Consider the following 13,504-nt stretch of genomic DNA (forward strand, 5'->3'; position numbering starts at 1 on the left):
GCCTCGAAAGGGGCGACGACCCCGCCAGGATCGGCTCCCCCACAGGAACATGGGGGATCGCCTCATGGGCGGCCGGAAACGGCACCGGCTGTGGGCGCGGCGGGGCAGAGGGAACCTCGAACCGGCCGGCGGCAGGCGCGCGCTCGACCTTGCGAATCGCCGGCGCCCGTTGGAATCCGGTCGCGATGAGCGTCACGCGCATCTCGCTCGTGATGCCCGGGTCGACCACCGCGCCCCAGAAGACGTCGCAATCGCGCCCCGCTTGCTGCGAGATGTACTGCGCAGACTCGGTCACCTCATGGAACCCCATGTCCGGCCCGCCGACGACATTGACGAGAATCGAGCTCGCCCCCTCGATGGAGAGCTCGTCGAGCAGCGGACTCGAGATGGCCGCCTGCGCGGCTTCCATGGCTCGATTGGGGCCGCTGGCCGCGCCGCAGCCGAGAAGCGCGGCGCCTCTGTTCTGCATCACCGTGCGAACATCCGCGAAGTCGACATTGATGAGGCCGTTGCCGGTGATGATGTCCGAGATCCCGCGCGTGGCCTGAAAGAGCACCTCGTCCGCCACTCGAAGACCCGCCTGGAGATTCGCGGCGCGATCGACCAGATGGAGGAGCTTGTCGTTGGGGATGACGATCAAGGTGTCGACCTCTTCCGCGAGAAGGCGAAGCCCCTCCTCCGCGCGGCGTCCCCGCTGGGTCCCCTCGAAGAGGAAGGGGCGGGTCACGATCGCGACGGTGAGCGACCCCAGGGATCTCGCCATGCGCGCGACAACGGGGGCGGCCCCCGTGCCGGTCCCGCCGCCCATCCCCGCGGTGATGAAGGCCATGTCGTATCCCTCGAGGAGCTCGGCGAGCTGCTGGTGGTCCTCCTCGGCCGCGGCGCGACCGACCTCGGGATCGCCCCCCGCTCCAAGCCCGCCCGTGAGGGCCGAGCCGAGCTGCAGCCGGTTCTGGCAGACCGAGCTGTCCAGAGCCTGGGAATCGGTGTTCGCCACCCAGAAGGTCACGTCGCGCAGCCCCTCGGTGATCATCCGATTCACCGCGTTCGATCCGCCCCCTCCCAAGCCGATGACGGCAATGCGCGCGGGGGCCGCGCCACGGGCTTCCATATCCAGCATCCCTACCTCCGTGCCGCCCGGCCTCGCCGGGCTCGATGATTGGCCCCAGATCCTCTCCGCAGGGCCCTCGGCGATATCCCGCGGGCGACGCGACCCATCAAAGGTAGTCGCGCACCCAATCGCGGATCGGACGGCGGAAGATCGAAAGGATCCCCTTCCCCCCGCCTGCCCGCCCGCGCTCCAGCTCCGATGCATAGAACAGCAGACCCAGGGCCGCGGCGTGCTGCGGCAGCCCCTCCCCATCCGGCAGACCCTCCACGGGACGGGGATACCCCACTCGCGCCGGGATGCCCAGCGTCGCCTCCGCGAGCTCCGTGAGTCCCGGGAGCAGGGCCGTGCCTCCCGTCAGGACGACCCCCGCCGCGAGCAGATCGGTCGCCTCGCAGCGCTCCAGCTCGTGGAGCACCAGGGTCAGGATCTCCTCGGCTCTCGGCTCGATGATCGCGGCGAGCACCTGCCGGCTGATCTGGCGGGGCGTGCGGCCGCCGACGCCGGCCACCTCCACCATCTCGGCGGGCTGGACTCGCGAGGAGACCGCGTATCCGTGGCGGACCTTCAGCTCCTCCGCCCGATCGCTCGGCGTGCGAAGCCCGATCGCGATATCCTGCGTCAGATGGCGTCCGCCAAGGCCGAGGATCGCCGTGTGGCGAATCACGCCCGACTGGAAGATGACGATGTCGCTCGTGCCGCCGCCCATGTCGACCAGCGCGACGCCCAGTCCCCGCTCGTCATCCTCGAGGACGGCCAGGGAAGCGGCGATCGGCTGCAGAACCAGCGACTGGACTCCGAGACCCGCCCTGGAGATCGCGCGCAGGAGATTCCGCAGGGGTGCCGTCGCCGCCGTCACGATGTGCACCTCGGCCTCCAGCCTGACGCCGGACATCCCGACCGGATCGCGAATCCCCTGCTGCTCGTCGACGGCGAAGCCGCGGGGGATCGCATGGAGGATCTCCCGGTCGGCCGGGATCTTGACCGCCCGCGCGGCATCGAGGACGCGGTCGATGTCTTCCCGGACGACCTCCTTCTCTCTGCGGCTGATTCCGATCACGCCGCGGCTGTTGATGCCGCGCACATGATCTCCGGCAATCCCGACCCAGACATCCCGGATCGAGAGGTCGGCCATCCTTCCGGCGGACTCGACCGCCGCCGAGACCGCGTCGACGGTCGCCTCCAGGCTGACGAGATTGCCCCTGTCCATCCCCTCGCACGGAACATCCGCCTGCCCGAGAACCCTGATCCCCCCCTCCGGCAACGGTTCACCCACGATGCAGCAGACTTTGGTCGTCCCGATGTCGAGGCCGGCGATCGTGTTCTTCGCGCCCATGGGATTATGCCCGCCTCTGGTTGGGGCCGGGTTCCTCGCCGCCTTGGGGCGCCTCCCCCGCTGTGCGCACCACGATGCGCCCCTCGAAACGGAGGTCCAGCACGAGGTCGGTCGCGCCGCGCTTGCGCTGGTCGCTGAGCACGCGAGGGATGTTGTCCCAGAGCTCCTCGTGCTCGCCCGGGAAGAAGAGGATCATCACAGGCTGCGACCTGAGATAGGCGCGCGCCCCGTCGCTCGTGACCTCGATCTCGGAGATCTCGCGCCATAGATCGAGCCTGCGCTCGCGGATCGTCTCGATGAGGCGGACGATCGACGCCGTCTGTGCATCCACCTGCGAACCGGCCCGCGGGACCGCTCCCGGCATCGGGCGCACGATCGGCAGGTCCTCTGTGTCGGCCGCGCCGGCCCCTTCGATGAGATACCCGTCCGCGGTGATCAGACCGTCCCCGAACCCCACCAGCGCCGCGGCCGGCTCCCTTTCGGTCACGGCGATCCGGAACCTGTGGAACCAGCCGTATCCTAGACGGAGCGTCTTGATGCGGGGACACTCCGCGACGCGCGCGCGGATCTCCGCCGGCCGGCAGATCCACCAGGGATCGCCGGCGCGCACACCGGCGATGTCGAGGATCTCCGCCGTGCAGACTGCCCGATTGCCGGAGATTTCAATCGCCTGGATCGAGAAGGGGTGCCACCGGGACCAGCGATCGCGCTCGTGGATCGCTCCTCCGAGGATCGCGACGATCGCGAGAAAGAGAGTCGCAAGGGCCAACCGGCGTCGGCGTTCGCGTCTGGGCCTGCTCTCGACCACACGACGCCACTCGACGGCGGCCCAGCGCCGATCCAGCTCGCTCACGCCTCTTCCCCCCGGGACTGCCCGGATCCCGCCGCCCCCGATGGAGCGACCGCCCTGTCGCCTGTCATCGCTCGCGCATCCGCGCGGCGCGCCCTTTCGCTCATGATTCGATCGCCCCACCGATAGACATCCCCTGCCCCGAGGGTCAAGAGGATATCTCCAGGCTCCAGCAGACCGTCGCACACGCGCGCCGCATCGTCGGCGTTCGAGACCATGTGGATGTCGGGGTGGCGCGCCTGCCCCCGGATCGCGGCGAGGATAAGGGAGGAGGAGACCCCCGGCAAGGCTCTCTCGCCCGCCGCGTAGATCTCGCCGAGGAGCAGGACATCGGTCATGGCGAGCGCCGCGCCGAACTCCTGCTGAAGCGCCCTGGTCCTCGAATACCTGTGCGGCTGGAAGAGGGTGACGATCCTCCGGCCCCAGATCTCCCGGGCGGTGGAGAGGACGGCCGCGATCTCGGTCGGGTGGTGCCCGTAGTCGTCGACGTGGAGAACGCCTCCGGCCTCGGATCGGATCTCGAGGCGCCGCCCCACGCCGCCGAAGGTCGCCAAGCTCTCCCGGATCGTCGCGATCCCCACCCCGACCTCCCGGGCGACGGCGTAGGCCGCCAGGGCGTTCAGGACATTGTGGCGGCCGGGGAGGGCGAGCTCGACCTCCTCGATCCCCTCGTCGAGGTACCGGACGCGGAAGCGCGACCTGTATCCGTCCGCCCGCGGATCGAGCGCGGCCACCTGGTTCTCCTCGCCGAATCCGTAGGTCACGCACCGCTTCGGAACCCGCCTGATCACTTCAAGCACGTTCGGATCGTCGCCGCAGACAATCGAGACGCCATAGAAGGGGACCCGGCGAAGGAAGCGGAAGAAGGCCTCCTGGATGTCCGGCAGGCTCCGGTAGTGATCGAGGTGCTCGCGGTCGATGTTCGTTACCACCGCGATCGTGGGGTTCAGGTCCAGAAAGGACCCATCGCTCTCGTCGGCCTCGGCGATCAGGAAGTCCCCACCCCCTAGCCGAGCATTGGAACCCACGGCCCGGATCCGCCCGCCGACGACGACCGTCGGGTCGAGGCCGGCGGAGGCGAGGAGATGCCCGGTCAGGGAGGTTGTCGTCGTCTTGCCGTGCGTTCCGGCAACGGCGATTCCGGTCTTCAGGCGCATGATCTCGGCGAGCATCTCGCCCCGCTTGAGCATCGGCTTGCGCAGGCGGACCGCCTCGCGAACCTCGGGATTCGATCGCCGGATGGCGGAGGAGACGACGACCAGATCGGCATTCGCGACGAGCTCGCCCCGATGCCCGATCTGCACCCGGATGCCGAGGCGCTCGAGCCTTTCGACCGCCTCCCCTCGGGCCAGGTCGCTTCCGGCGACGCTGTAGCCGAGGTTGTGGCAGACCTCGGCGAGGCCGCACATGCCGGTGCCGCCGATGCCGACGAAGTGGATCCTACGAACCTTGGCGGGCGACATGCTCCCCTCTTGCGCTCCTGCGCGGCATCCTACGGGGAGCCTCCGGGGCAGGCAACGGCGCCTGCTGCGGCCCATCCGTCCCCTCCGCGACGCGGCGGATGGCGCGCACGAGCCTGTCGGTCGCCTGCGGGCGGGCCAGCCGCATCGCATGGATCGACATGTCCCTCAGGCCTCGCGGGTTCTTGATGAGCTCGTCGATCTTGGCCGCCAGGACCTCCCCCGTCAGTTCCGCATCAGGGACCAGGATCGACGCTCCCGCGGCGACGAAAGGCTCCGTGTTGTGCATCTGGTGGTTCGCGGTGGCGTGCGGGAACGGGATCAGGATCGAGGGCCGCCCCGAAGCCGCCAGCTCCCCCAGGGTCAAGGCTCCCGAGCGGCAAACGACGAGATCGGCCAGGGCGTAGGCGTCTCCCATGTTCGGGAAGAAGGGACGGACCCAGGTTCGTATCGGAATCCTGCGGCACCGTTCGATCATCCAGTCGTAGTCCTTCTGGCCCGACTGGAGGAGGAACTGGATGTCCTTGCGGCCCGCGAAGAGGGCCATCGCGTCCAGAATCGCCTCGTTCAGGTGATGCGCGCCCTGGCTCCCGCCAAAGACGAAGACGGTCTTCCTGGCCTCGTCGAGGCGGAAGAGGCGCAGAGCGCGACTCCGGCTGCCCGCCGCCACGCCTTCCCTGAGCGGGATTCCCGACAGGCGGAGGTGGTCTCGCCTGGGAAAGAACCTCCTCGACGAGCTGAAGGTGATGTGGACTTCCCGCGCGAAACGGCTGGCGATTCGATTGGTGAGACCGGGAATCGAGTTCTGCTCGTGGAGGATGACGGGGACGCGCGCGATCCAGGAAGCGACCAGCACCGACGCCGACGCGAATCCGCCGGTCGCGAAGACGACGTCCGGCTTCCACTCTCCGATGAGCCTCCTCGTCTTCAGCACGCAGCGCGCCGCGGCGACCAAGGCGCGAATCTGGCGCGGGCCGACGCGCCGCGGCAGCCCGACGACAGGGAACCCGCGGAACTCGTACCCCTCCTGCGGGACCAGCGAGGCCTCGATGCCGGTGATCGAGCCAACGAAGAGGATCTCGGCCGCGGGGTGCGCCCTGCGCAGCGAGTCGGCGACGGCGAGCGCTGGAAACAGGTGCCCTCCGGTCCCGCCGCCGGCGAAGAGGACCTTCATGGCCTATGGCCGCCCACGGTGGACCAGTCCCTCGCGGCTCCCCTCACCGCGCGTCTCGAGATGGAGAGGAGGATGCCGACGGCAAGGAGATTCGCCATCAGCGACGACCCTCCGCAGCTCAGAAACGGCAGCGGCACGCCCGTGACAGGCCCCATCCCGAGATTCACCGCGCCGTGGACCAGCACATTGATCGCCAGGTTCCAGGTCAGACCCGCCGCCAGGAGGCTGCCGAAGCGGTCAGGCGCTCTGCGCGACGTCGCGATCCCGAAGAGTATCAGCGCGCCGTAGGTCAACAGGAGAAGTGTGATCCCCAGAAGTCCCGTCTCCTCTCCCACGATGCCGAGAATGAAGTCGGTGTGGGGAAAGGGCAAGAAAAAGTACTTCTGGAGCCCGTTTCCGAGGCCCAAGCCGAGGATCCCTCCTGAGCCGACCGTCGTGATGCTCTGGTCGACCTGGTAGGCGACCTCGCGGCCGGCGAGGCCGAGGAAACCGAAGATGCGTTCGCGCTGATAGGGGCGCATGAGGAGGAGGGCCAGAAGGGCGGGCGGAGCCGTGGCGAGGCCGAGCCATCGGATCGAGAGACCGCCGACGTAGAACACTCCCACCGCGAGGAGAAGGATGAAGAGGGCCATGGAGAGGTTTGGCTGCAGGGCGACGAGGCCGGCGACGAGGAAGGTCGCGAGAGCCGGGACGACGAAGAGGCGGCCGGGAGGAAGGATCCCTTCCTTTCCCGACAGATAGAAGGCGAGAAAGATGACGAGGCCGACGCGCGCGAACTCGGAGGGCTGGATCGTCACTCCCTGGACGGAGAGCCAGCGCGCCGCGCGCACCCCGTGCGCGACTCCGAGGCCGAGGACCAGCAAGAGCAGCCCGAGAATCCCGGCCCCGAGCGCAGTCCACGCGACCGGCTTGCGCCTCAGCCACTGGTAGTCGAGCGACCAGAAACAGGCGAGGAGGATGAGCCCCGCCAGCAGCTTGGAGAGCTGCGACTCGAAGTAGAAGGCCGGGGACTTCCCCTCCGCCACGCTGAGAACCGCGCTCGACGAGAAGACCATCACCAGGCCGAAGCAGCAGAGAAGCAGGCAACAGGTCAGGATCCCTCGCTCCGGTCGGGTCGCAACAGACGGTAGAATTCTCATTCCCCACACCCCCCGGGAGGAACGGCCCCGATCGACTCGCCGACGAGCCGGCGGAACAGGTCTCCCCTCTCCTCATAGTTGGCAAACTGGTCGAAGCTCGCGCACGCGGGCGAGAGCAGGACGATCTCGCCCCGGCGCGCAATCGCGCGCGCGCGCAGAAGGGCCGCCCGCAGATCCCCGACCATTTCGCACAGATCCGCCCCCCAGCGGGACCGGATCTCCTCGGCCGCCTCTCCGATCAGCAGGACCTTCCTGCACCTGCCGCGAACGAGCGGGGAGATCGGGCCGAAGTCCTGCCCCTTGCCACGTCCCCCGGCGATCAGGATCAAGGGTTGTTCAAAGGCCCGGAGCGCCGTCGTCAGGGAATCGGTGTTCGTCGCCTTCGAGTCGTTGATGTAGAGGACTCCGTCCTGGAGCCCGACCCGCTCCAGCCTGTGGGATAGACCCGCGAAGCCGCGAAGAGACGCCACCAGCCCCTCGGAGGGAAGAGGGAGCGGGGCGACGAGCGCGAGCGCCGCCAGGGCGTTGGCGCGGTTGTGCGCCCCCGGTAGCGATAGCTCGTCGGCCCCGCAGAGAGTCGTCTCCGTTGCGTCGAAGCGGACGCCGATCCGCCCGGCGCGGATGAAAGTCCCCTCCTCCCCGCGATCCTCCATCCTGAAGCGCAGGATCCGAGGGCTGAAGCGGCGCGCCACCTCCTGCGCGAGATCCTCCGCCTCGCCCAGGACGGCGTGATCCGTCGGTCCCTGGTTGCGGAAGATCCCCATCTTCGCCTCGCGGTACGAGGAGAGGTCATGGTGGCGGTCCAGGTGATCGGCGGTCAGATTCAGCAGGGCGGCCCCCCGCGGCCGGAACGACTCGATGTCCTCGAGCTGGAAGCTCGAGATCTCCGTGACCAGACATGCCCCCTCGCTCGCGCGCAGGACGCCGTCCGAGAGGGGGCGCCCGATGTTCCCCACGAGCTCGTTCGCGCGGCCGCATCGGCTGAGCAGGTCGGAGGCCCACGCGGTCGTCGTCGACTTGCCGTTGGTCCCGGTGATGGCGAGGATCGGCCCCCTGGCGAGACGCGAGGCCAGCTCGATCTCGCTCCAGATCGGAATCCCCCGCTCGCGCGCCCGAGCGAGAAACGGGATCGACCCGGGTACGCCCGGGCTCTTGACGATTCTGTCGAGCGAGTCGAGAAGCCCCAGGGGGTGCTCTCCCCAGAGAAGGCGCGCCCCGGCCCGGGCCAGTTCCCTCAAGGCCTCCTCCTCTCCCCTGGGCTCCGCCAGATCGAGGCAAACCGGGTGCGCCCCCTCGCTGAGGCAGAGGCGCGCCGCCGCGAGGCCGGAGCGGGCCATGCCGAGGATCCCGATCCTCTCGCCCCGATAGATTCCCGCGACACGCTCCATCGTCATCCTCACTGGAGCTTGATCGTCGAGAGGGTGAGAAACGCGAGGAGGATCGAGATGATCCAGAACCGGACGACGACCTTCGTCTCATGCCATCCGACGAGCTCGAAGTGGTGGTGGATCGGCGCCATCTTGAGGACGCGTTTGCCCCGCCACTTGTAGCTCAGGACCTGGGCGACGACGCTCAGGGTCTCGATGACGAAGAGCCCCCCCACGATGACGAGCAGCAACTCACGCTTGACCAGGATCGCCATGGCTCCGAGCGATCCCCCCAGGGCCAGCGATCCGGTGTCCCCCATGAACACCTGCGCAGGGTGGGCGTTGAACCAGAGGAAGCCCAGGCAGGCCCCGAGGAAGGCGCCCGCGTAGACGGCGAGCTCTCCGCAACCCTCGAGATAGGGGATGTTGAGATAGCGGGCGAAGACCGCGTTGCCGCTGACATAGGCGATGATCCCGAGCGAGATCGCCGGAGGTATCACCATGCCCGTCGCGAGACCGTCGAGCCCGTCGGCGAAGTTGACGGCGTTCGAGGTCGCCGTGATGACCAGGATCACGAACGGCAGGTAGATGAGCCCCAGCTCGATGTAGCGCTCCTTGAGGAAGGGGATCGCGGTGCGCGTCGTCATCTCCCCGTAGGGCTGGATCGCGAGAATGATCAGGCCGACCACGGCGCCGACGACGATCTGCCCGGCCAGCTTGTAGCGGCCGAGGAGGCCCTTCGGGAGGCCGCGCACGACCCTCAGGTAGTCGTCGACGAAACCGAGGACGCCGAGGCCGAAGGTGACCAGGAGCATGATCCACACGGCCTCGCTCCTCAGATTGGCCCACAGGAGGGTCGGGAGGATGATGGCCGATAGGATCAGGATCCCGCCCATGGTCGGCGTTCCCCGCTTGCCGTGGTGGGCGGCCGGGCCTTCCTCCCGGATGACCTGCTCGAGACGCATCCGCCGCAAGCGGGCGATCAGGTACGGGCCCACGACGAAGCTCAGGAGGAGCGCGGTGATCGTGGCGTAGGCGGCGCGGAATGTGATGTAGCGAAAGACATTGAAGGCCGAGAAGAGATCGCGCAGCGGATAGAGAAGTTCATAGAGCATCTCGGATCACTCCTCGCGTTCGAGCCTTGTCAGGCAGGCCTCGTAGGCCTTCTCCATCGCCGTCATCCTCGAGCCTTTGAACAAGACGACGTCCCCCCGCTCAAGCCTCCCCGCCAGGTCGTCCGCGAGATCCTCCTCCGTGTCGTAGACGCGGGCCGGTCGAGCGCCTCCGCTCGCCCGCAGAAACGACTCCGCGAGGGGCCGGCATCCCTCCCCCAGCAGGAAGAGGCCATCGAGCATGGCGGCCTTCTCTCCGAGCCTGCGATGCGCTTCCTCCGTCCGGTCGCCGAGTTCCCGCATCTCGCCGAAGGCGAGCCAGCGTCTGCCCCCCCGGCGGAGGGCGGAGAGGAAGTCGACCGCGGCCTCGCTCGATTCGGGGCTCGCGTTGTAGCAGTCGAGGATGGCGGTCGCCGGACCGAGAGGCCGCGGCTCCATCCGCAATGGACGCGGCCGCGCCCGCTCGAGACAGGCGCGGACGACGCCGCCGTCCAAGCCGAACGTCTGCGCGAGGAGCGAGGCGGCGAGAGCGGCCTGCAACGCCCCCCTGCCTGGACAGCGCAGGCGCACATCGCCGGTGTAGGAAGTCCGGAAACGCGTCTCCGCAAGGTCCCACTCGACCAGATCGGGACGGAAGTCCGCCCCCTCGCCGATCCCGAAGGTCCTTCTCGGGAGATCCTTGATCTCGCGGGGAAGCCGCTCGATCAGCCAGGGGTCGGCCTCGTGGAAGAAGACTCCGCCGGGCCTCATCGCGCGCACAGCCTCGAGCTTCTCCGACAGAATCGCCTCGCGCGTCCCGAAGGGCCCGATATGCGCCCAGCCGATCGTCGTGATCACGACATGATCGGGATCTGAGATCCTCGCCAGAGGGGCGATCTCGCCGGGGTGGTTCATCGCCACCTCGACCACGGCCCACCGGTCTCCGGGGCCGATCCCCAGGATCGTCAGGGGGACGCCGATCTGGTTGTTGAGATTCCCGCGCGTGGCGTGCGTCGATCCGGCATCGGACAGGATCTCGGAGATGCGGTCCTTGGTCGTCGTCTTCCCGCTCGATCCGGTCACGGCGATCACGACCGCCGGCATCGATCTCCTGTGGGCCGCGGCCCATCTCTGCATCGCGCGCAGCGTGTCGTCCACGACGATGAGGGGGAATCCGCGCGGCAGGGGCCCGAGGGGACGACCCTCCTCCACGATCGCCCCCCCTGCCCCTCTGGCCGCCGCGTCGCTCACGAAGTCGTGGCCGTCGCGGTCTCCTCGCAGCGCGACGAAGATCTCGCCCTCCATGAGCCGCCTGGTGTCGATCGAGACCTGCCCCGGCCGCAAGGCGCGGTCGAGGACCTGTCCACCCGCGAGGCGGCCGCCGCACATGGAGGCCACGCGGGCGAGCGTGAGGTCCGTCATCGGACCCACCCGGCCGCGGCGAGGGCGCGCCTGGCCATCTCTCGATCGTCGAACGGGCGGCGTCCTGCGGCCGACTCCTGGTAGTCCTCGTGTCCCTTGCCGGCCAGCAGAACGGTGTCGCCCCTTGCGGCCATCCGGATCGCGGCCTCGATCGCCTCCCCTCGATCGGGGAGCAGCGCGTCGGGCTCCTTCCCCTCGGCGATCACGCCTTCCCGGATCGCTCTCAGGATTTCGCCTGGCTCCTCGCTCCTCGGATTGTCGTTCGTGAGGACGATCCGATCCGCCCGCCGCGCGGCGATCGCGCCCATCTGCCTCCGCTTGCCTTGGTCCCGATCGCCGCCGCAGCCGAAGAGCGCGATCAGCTTCCCATCGGTCAGGGGACGCAGCGCGTCCAGGACGCGGGCCAGCGCGTCGGGAGTGTGCGCGTAGTCGACCACCACAAGGAAAGGCTGTCCCCGGTCGATCCTCTCCATCCTTCCCGGCACGGCGATCGAGGCCTCGAGCGCCCGCTCGACGGCATCGGCCGGCAGCCCCAGGGCGAGGGCGGTCGCGTAGACGCAGAGGACGTTCCAGCCGTTGTACAGGCCGACGAGGGGGCTTCGCAGAACGCGGATCCCCTCGGGCCCGCGCACGCGGAGGGCTGTTCCGGACGGCGATGTCTCGATCTCGCGAAGCTGGACGAAGCACTCTTCCGATTTGCCGTAGCCTAGGATGGTGTCGGCGCTCCCGCGGACGAGATCCGCGAAGGCGGGATCGTCCATGTTCACGACGGCGAGCGCAGGCGAGGCGTCCCCGCGCCCGTCCGGATGGAAGAGCTTGCTCTTCGCCTTCAGGTACGCGGCCTCGGTCCCGTGGTAGTCGAGATGGTCCCTCGTCAGATTCGTGAAGACGACCGCCCTGAACCTCGTGGCGTAGATCCGATCCTGATCCAGGGCGTGGGACGAGATCTCGGCGGCGACCGCTCCGTATCCCTCGGCAAGCAGGCTCCGGAGCGCGCCCTGGAACCGCGGCGCGTCCGGCGTCGTGTGGCTGGGGGAGCAAAGCGCGCCCGGCCGTCCGATCCCGAGCGTGCCGATGACGGCGGCGGGAACGCCGCAGGCTTCCCACACGGATTGGAGCAGCCAGCTCGCCGTCGTCTTCCCGTTGGTTCCCGTGAAGCCCGCGACCTGCATCAGGTGCGAGGGATCGCCGAAGTGCCGGGCCGAGAGGATGGCCACCGCCTTGCGCGCGTCGCTCACCGGGAGGTAGGTTCCGATCCCGTCGTAGGGAGGCTCCCCCACGATCGCGCAGGCGCCGCGGGAGAGGGCATCGGGGATGTGGCTGCGGCCATCGCTCCTTCCCCCGCGAATCGCGACGTAGAGGGATCCGGGCGCGATGAGCCTGCTGTCCTGCTCGACCCTCTCGACCTTGCCCGAGGGCCAGGGCGACGGGAGCGGCCCGCTGACGAGATCCCGCAGGATGGAGGGGACTTCCTCGAAGGCGATCAATTCCCCTCCGGGACTCCTGCCCCGTAGGCGCGGCAGGAGTCGCTCGAGAGCCAGAGGACGAGACGCCCGGCGGGCCCTGTCGTCGAGCCGGGCTCGGGAGACTGCTCGATGACCCAGCCGGAGCCGCGGGCATCGATCTCGAGGCGGTGCCACCTCGCCCTCACGCAGGCATCGCGCAGCGAGAGCCCGAGCAGATTCGGAACCCCCTTTCCCGCGCCCAGGCTGTCCTCGTCCGAGAGGATCAATGTGACGACCTTCCCGGGCTTGCACCGACTTCCCGACTTCGGCGACACGTCGACGATCCGCTCTCCCCGCCCGACCAGATGCGGGAGCAGCCCCGCCTCTCTCAAGACCTTCCTTCCAAGGCTCGGAGGCAGGCCCTCGAGCGGAGGGACCGTCGACTCCGGCTCGTCCTTTCCCGCCACCCAGTTCTGCTTCTCCCCCCCCTTCTCCATCGGGCGCGCCTCGAGCCGGTCGACATCCTCCAGGATCCTCGCGAAAACAGGGGCCGCCACCGAGCCTCCCCAGATCGAGGAACGCGGCTCGTCGATGACGACGAGGCAGACCCAGCGCGGGGCGTCGTAGGGAGCGAAGCCGACGAAGGAGGCGACATAGCGTTCGGTGCTGTAGAGCCCTTCCTGGCGGATATACTTCTGCGCGGTCCCGGTCTTTCCCGCCGAGAAGAGCCCCTCGACCTCCGCCTTGCTGCCGGTTCCGTCGGTCACGACCCGCCTCAGCATCGAGCGAAGCGTCGCGGCCGTTTCGGCGGTCAGCACCCGGCGGACGATCTCGGGTTCCCGTCTTTCTCGCACCTCGCCGTCCGCTTCCCGGATCTCTCGGACCAGGTAGGGCTTCATCAGCAACCCGCCGTTGGCCACGGCCGCGTAGGCCATTGCAAGCTGGAGGGCCGTGCAGGAGATCTCCTGGCCGAACGCCTGCGTGACCAGCGAGCGACTCGACCATGTGGAGGGATCCGGGATCCTGCCCCGTTCCTCTCCCGGGATCTCCACGCCGGTCGGGACTCCGAAGCCGAGGAGGCGCTCCATCCGGTAGAATTCCTGATCGCCCGC

At 68.8% G+C, this 13,504-nt stretch carries 11 protein-coding genes; all 11 read right to left on the bottom strand.

Translation table 11 applies throughout. The annotated features are described in order from the left end of the window. Positions 1–1,363: cell division protein FtsZ (ftsZ, locus tag FJY88_07860; protein MBM3287247.1), on the bottom strand; the 1,363-nt coding region annotated here is incomplete at its 3' end. Then, on the bottom strand, positions 1,218–2,444 hold the full coding sequence (gene ftsA, locus FJY88_07865; protein ID MBM3287248.1) for a cell division protein FtsA: 1,227 nt from the start codon (positions 2,442–2,444) through the stop codon (positions 1,218–1,220). The genes ftsZ and ftsA, both read right to left, overlap by 146 nt. Before the next feature lie 4 nt (positions 2,445–2,448). Beyond that, positions 2,449–3,480: an FtsQ-type POTRA domain-containing protein gene (locus FJY88_07870; protein ID MBM3287249.1), complete on the bottom strand. Its 1,032-nt coding sequence runs from the start codon at positions 3,478–3,480 to the stop codon at positions 2,449–2,451. Further along, complete coding sequence (locus FJY88_07875) at positions 3,294–4,757, bottom strand: UDP-N-acetylmuramate--L-alanine ligase (protein MBM3287250.1); 1,464 nt, start codon at positions 4,755–4,757, stop codon at positions 3,294–3,296. Before FJY88_07875 ends, FJY88_07870 begins: the two co-directional genes overlap by 187 nt. Then, positions 4,735–5,928 carry an undecaprenyldiphospho-muramoylpentapeptide beta-N-acetylglucosaminyltransferase gene (murG, locus tag FJY88_07880; GenBank protein ID MBM3287251.1) on the bottom strand — a complete coding sequence of 398 codons (1,194 nt, stop codon included), beginning with the start codon at positions 5,926–5,928 and terminating at the stop codon, positions 4,735–4,737. Before murG ends, FJY88_07875 begins: the two co-directional genes overlap by 23 nt. Beyond that, positions 5,925–7,067, bottom strand: a complete 1,143-nt coding sequence (locus FJY88_07885) for a stage V sporulation protein E (protein MBM3287252.1) — start codon at positions 7,065–7,067, stop codon at positions 5,925–5,927. The genes murG and FJY88_07885 overlap by 4 nt, the downstream gene beginning before the upstream one ends. Continuing rightward, complete coding sequence (gene murD / locus FJY88_07890) at positions 7,064–8,467, bottom strand: UDP-N-acetylmuramoyl-L-alanine--D-glutamate ligase (protein MBM3287253.1); 1,404 nt, start codon at positions 8,465–8,467, stop codon at positions 7,064–7,066. The genes FJY88_07885 and murD overlap by 4 nt, the downstream gene beginning before the upstream one ends. Beyond that, the gene (locus tag FJY88_07895; protein ID MBM3287254.1) at positions 8,464–9,549 is read right to left on the bottom strand and encodes a phospho-N-acetylmuramoyl-pentapeptide-transferase; all 1,086 of its coding nucleotides are present in this window, start codon (positions 9,547–9,549) and stop codon (positions 8,464–8,466) included. Before FJY88_07895 ends, murD begins: the two co-directional genes overlap by 4 nt. A 6-nt stretch (positions 9,550–9,555) precedes the next feature. Next, positions 9,556–10,947 carry a UDP-N-acetylmuramoyl-tripeptide--D-alanyl-D-alanine ligase gene (locus FJY88_07900; GenBank protein ID MBM3287255.1) on the bottom strand — a complete coding sequence of 464 codons (1,392 nt, stop codon included), beginning with the start codon at positions 10,945–10,947 and terminating at the stop codon, positions 9,556–9,558. Beyond that, entirely contained in the window at positions 10,944–12,587 is a 1,644-nt protein-coding gene (locus FJY88_07905) for a UDP-N-acetylmuramoyl-L-alanyl-D-glutamate--2,6-diaminopimelate ligase (protein ID MBM3287256.1), read from the bottom strand. Before FJY88_07905 ends, FJY88_07900 begins: the two co-directional genes overlap by 4 nt. Next, on the bottom strand, positions 12,431–13,504 hold a 1,074-nt coding region (locus tag FJY88_07910), incomplete at its 5' end, for a PASTA domain-containing protein (GenBank protein ID MBM3287257.1). The genes FJY88_07905 and FJY88_07910, both read right to left, overlap by 157 nt.

It is taken from the genome of Candidatus Eisenbacteria bacterium (genome assembly GCA_016867495.1).
In the GTDB taxonomy this organism is placed as follows: Bacteria; Eisenbacteria; RBG-16-71-46; order CAIMUX01; family VGJL01; genus VGJL01.

What these genes read in the sequence shown, in the direction of transcription:
- ftsA (MBM3287248.1), bottom strand. Translation starts at nt 2,444, where the DNA reads ATGGGCGCGAAGAACACGATCGCCGGCCTCGACATCGGGACGACCAAA.
- FJY88_07875 (MBM3287250.1), bottom strand. Translation starts at nt 4,757, where the DNA reads ATGTCGCCCGCCAAGGTTCGTAGGATCCACTTCGTCGGCATCGGCGGC.
- murG (MBM3287251.1), bottom strand. Translation starts at nt 5,928, where the DNA reads ATGAAGGTCCTCTTCGCCGGCGGCGGGACCGGAGGGCACCTGTTTCCA.
- FJY88_07885 (MBM3287252.1), bottom strand. Translation starts at nt 7,067, where the DNA reads ATGAGAATTCTACCGTCTGTTGCGACCCGACCGGAGCGAGGGATCCTG.
- FJY88_07895 (MBM3287254.1), bottom strand. Translation starts at nt 9,549, where the DNA reads ATGCTCTATGAACTTCTCTATCCGCTGCGCGATCTCTTCTCGGCCTTC.
- FJY88_07900 (MBM3287255.1), bottom strand. Translation starts at nt 10,947, where the DNA reads ATGACGGACCTCACGCTCGCCCGCGTGGCCTCCATGTGCGGCGGCCGC.